Annotated in this window: 5 protein-coding genes; 1 reads left to right on the top strand and 4 read right to left on the bottom strand. The window is 50.3% G+C overall.

The annotated features are described in order from the left end of the window. A partial coding sequence (locus GX466_09505; GenBank protein NLH94431.1) for a hypothetical protein occupies nucleotides 1-205 on the bottom strand: 205 nt, incomplete at its 3' end. 149 nt (nucleotides 206-354) lie between these two features. Next, entirely contained in the window at nucleotides 355-594 is a 240-nt protein-coding gene (locus GX466_09500) for a hypothetical protein (protein ID NLH94430.1), read from the bottom strand. Between the two features lie 95 nt (nucleotides 595-689). On the opposite strand from GX466_09500, the gene GX466_09495 reads away from it, so the two are divergent. After that, a complete protein-coding gene (locus GX466_09495; GenBank protein ID NLH94429.1) occupies nucleotides 690-1,016 on the top strand; it encodes a hypothetical protein in 327 nt (108 codons plus the stop codon). Nucleotides 1,017-1,197: 181 nt separating this feature from the next. Here the strand turns inward: GX466_09495 and GX466_09490 are convergent, their stop codons facing one another. Further along, on the bottom strand, nucleotides 1,198-2,079 hold the full coding sequence (locus GX466_09490; GenBank protein ID NLH94428.1) for a hypothetical protein: 882 nt from the start codon (nucleotides 2,077-2,079) through the stop codon (nucleotides 1,198-1,200). Next, nucleotides 2,079-3,182 (bottom strand): hypothetical protein (locus GX466_09485; protein NLH94427.1); only part of this gene is annotated, 1,104 nt, incomplete at its 5' end. The genes GX466_09485 and GX466_09490, both read right to left, overlap by 1 nt.

Below are 3,182 nucleotides of genomic sequence, written 5' to 3'. Positions count from 1 at the left end.
GGATCGGGTCCTCATGCTTGACCTTGTTTGCCAGGGCGCATTCCTCGCTGATGTCGTGGGCAATGGGCAGTTCGGTTTGCTGGGGAGTGTCCGGCTCCAAGGTGTTGGAGAGATAGAGCTTGAAGCGTTTTTCCTCGCACAATTCATAGCCATGTTCCGCCAGCAGGTAGCTGATCTTGAGGTGTCCCACGGTGTAGGGCGCCATCATCAGTTCAATGGCGTGGAAGTGGGGCAGGATGTGATGTTTGATCAGGTTATGGACGGTGCCCTCGCCGTATTTGCCTGCCTGCTATTCAATGGCCATGTTGATGGCTTCACCAGGAAAGGTGAGAGTGCCAGCAGCAGGATCAAGAATTAGGTAAGGGTTTGGGCATATAGGTCGGCAAACTGCTCTATGGTCAGATTGTTGATCAGCAGCTTCTTGAGTGTTTCATAGAAGTTCAACACCACCTTCTTGTCCTGCATATCCTCCTCTGCCAGTTGGGTGGTGATGATTTCGTTTCGTAGGAAGCGGGTACGTTTTGCCAGTGCATTAGCCAAACTCTTGGGGTCTGTGATGGCAGGCAGGGAAAAGCTGAAATAACGGTCAAGCAAGGTTGCAAGCTCATCAAATGCGAAGCTGGATGGGCAATAAGCATCTGGGTGGCATTGATCGAACTGGCAATTGTAACACTATCTATAAACTGACCATGCTGATAGAGACGGAACTCATAGAAGTTGGTGAGGATGAGATTGGGAAAGGTAGCCAGGTAACGCTTGAGCTGTTCGCTTACTGCGATGGGGTCGAGCTTGTAGGTCTCCGGTTTCTTGGTTTCGATATAGCCAGTGATGTGGGCTTTGCCATTCCAGACACGGAAGTCCGGGTTTCCGGCTTCGGAGGTCTTGGGCAGGATACCCACTTCGCATTTGCTGATCTTATTCAGCTTGGCATAGGCTTCGATCATGTCCTTCAGACAATGATAAAAGGACTCTTCCCGGGCGTCTCCCCGGTTAATGATCTTCTGCAGATCGTTTAGGAATGTAACCAGAATAGCTTTCAGCAAACGTAACCTCTATCTTGTTATATTTCTGATTAGACATAGTCAAATAGAGGGGATATTCTGCCAATCTCTTTTTTATTCGAGCTTAATACGACCGAGATACTGGTAATACAGAATAGACGGCTAATGTATCAGGTGGGAAACATGTCATCAACTACTACTCAGTCCAGATTACCGTTGTTGTTCTACACTTCCAATGAAACGGGGGAAACGGAGTATGCGCTCCAGAGATACCTACCGGGTTCATACCTGAGTCGTATTCGATCTGATCGTCCTTGACCCAGGGTGCGAGGGCTCTGATGTATTCCCGGGCATCATCCAGGCTGTTGGATTTGGTATCAAGAGCCATCAGTTTGTCCATCACTTCGAGGGCATCGTTTAAGGGATAGATCTTATCCTGGGCAGCCAATGCCCGGCAGATATCACTGGTGTGATCATCGAGGATTACTAAGAGCTTGTAGTATTTGGCCTTGGTTTTCTTGTATCCCTGCAACCTTCCGAATTCCCTGATGCGCAGGGCCGTGTGCTCAGCCAGTCCCTGCCAGTAGTGGGAGGATCGGTTGGCAAGGTCATTGAACTGGTCTTCGAGGGTATCGGCAAGCATCTCTTTGGTATAGCCCTGCTCAATAGCTTTTGATAGTGTATCTGCAAAGCTTTGGCGGATATCGGCTTCAAAGTGATTCCCGATCCAGAACAACTGCTGCTTCTGGATGGTGGATGAGAGATGCTGATCTTCAATGCCCCAGAGCCCAATGCTGGTCTTGATCGGGGCTTGCACTTGGGTGTCCCTCAGTCCCAGCCGCACACAGCGGTCTATTATCGCCTTGGTGGGCTCATTGACCAAGGCCGCGAAGTCATCTCCCAACTGGGTATTGATGATGCCCATAAGCTTATCTATGGAGTCCCGGTTGATCTTCTCTGCTCGTGGCATGTCACTCAGCATCTGGATGGCAAGTCGAGCGGCATCTCTGATCTCAGCCTTCCAAGCATTGTTGAGTATCCTGTAGTACTCCAGCATAAGTCTATCGTAATAGTTCATCAGAAGGCGAACCTCTTGATCCTGAATCTGTTCCTTCCGATATCGTATTCTGAGAACCTCTCCAGACAGCCAGCCAAGGCATCACAGCCATCTATATAGCCATCCGGATAGGTAAGGAACTGTGATATCAGGGTTGGTGTATCCTGCCCCTCCGGAAAGAGCAGCTTGGCGGTCTCGATGATGGTTTCGGTCCTCTCGATGCGCAGGTTCTTGTTGTCCTTGTTATCGATGCGCTTGATCCGGTGGCTGATGGATGGCAGACGGTTGTCCTTTGCCCACCGATCGAAGTCAGCCAGGATACGTGCCTGACCGTAGGTGGTTTCACAGGCTGCCCGGGCTTTGACTCTGTAGATTCGATCCAACTCCTGATAGGCATCATAGTAGTATCTGAAGAACTTGGTGTTCTCTGTCTGACGTATCCAGACGTGAATAACATAGAACCTGTTGCCGTCATAGCCTATGGAGATGATGGCTTTGTAACAGCCTTTCTCACCCCATGCGGGATCGGCATAAAGCCAGACCCGCTTCATGTGGGATGGCTCAGGCAGAGTTTTGTATCTAGTGAACCAGTGGTTTTTAAAAATGTTCCCTTCAATGACTGGCTGCCCTAACATCTCCCTCTGGTATCCGGTATACCCGAACTTGGCTTTTAGATTAGGCAGGGTGGCAGTGGGATATTGAGCCTCCCAGACGGACTTGCCCTGCCGATCTTCGAGCGAGAAGCGCAATATCGCTTTCTGGTGCGTTTTCAGAACCGACCTTGTATCCAGATCAGGGTTATCAGCCCGTAATTCGCCCAATATCAGCTCCTGAAACTGGCAGATCGCGTAGTTGGGATGCACCAGGTTACCGAGCCAGACGATCCTGCCATTTCCCTCCGGTGAGAGAGCCCCGGCAAGTTCCTGGGTGATCTTCTCCATGCGTCTCTTGCCAATGGACTGGTTGCCCATGTTCTCTTCTTTATCGATATCATCACAGACGATCGGCCCGGGCCGTTTGGCAGTCTTGGGATTGATGGTGCCTCTATGACTCTGCTTGATACTCCTGGCTCTGATTCTCGCTTTATTCTTGAGATAGAAGTCCAGATCAAAGGCATCCACTGG

The organism is Candidatus Cloacimonadota bacterium (assembly GCA_012516855.1).
Lineage (GTDB): Bacteria > Cloacimonadota > Cloacimonadia > Cloacimonadales > Cloacimonadaceae > Syntrophosphaera.
This window is presented reverse-complemented; position numbering and strand designations above follow the sequence as displayed.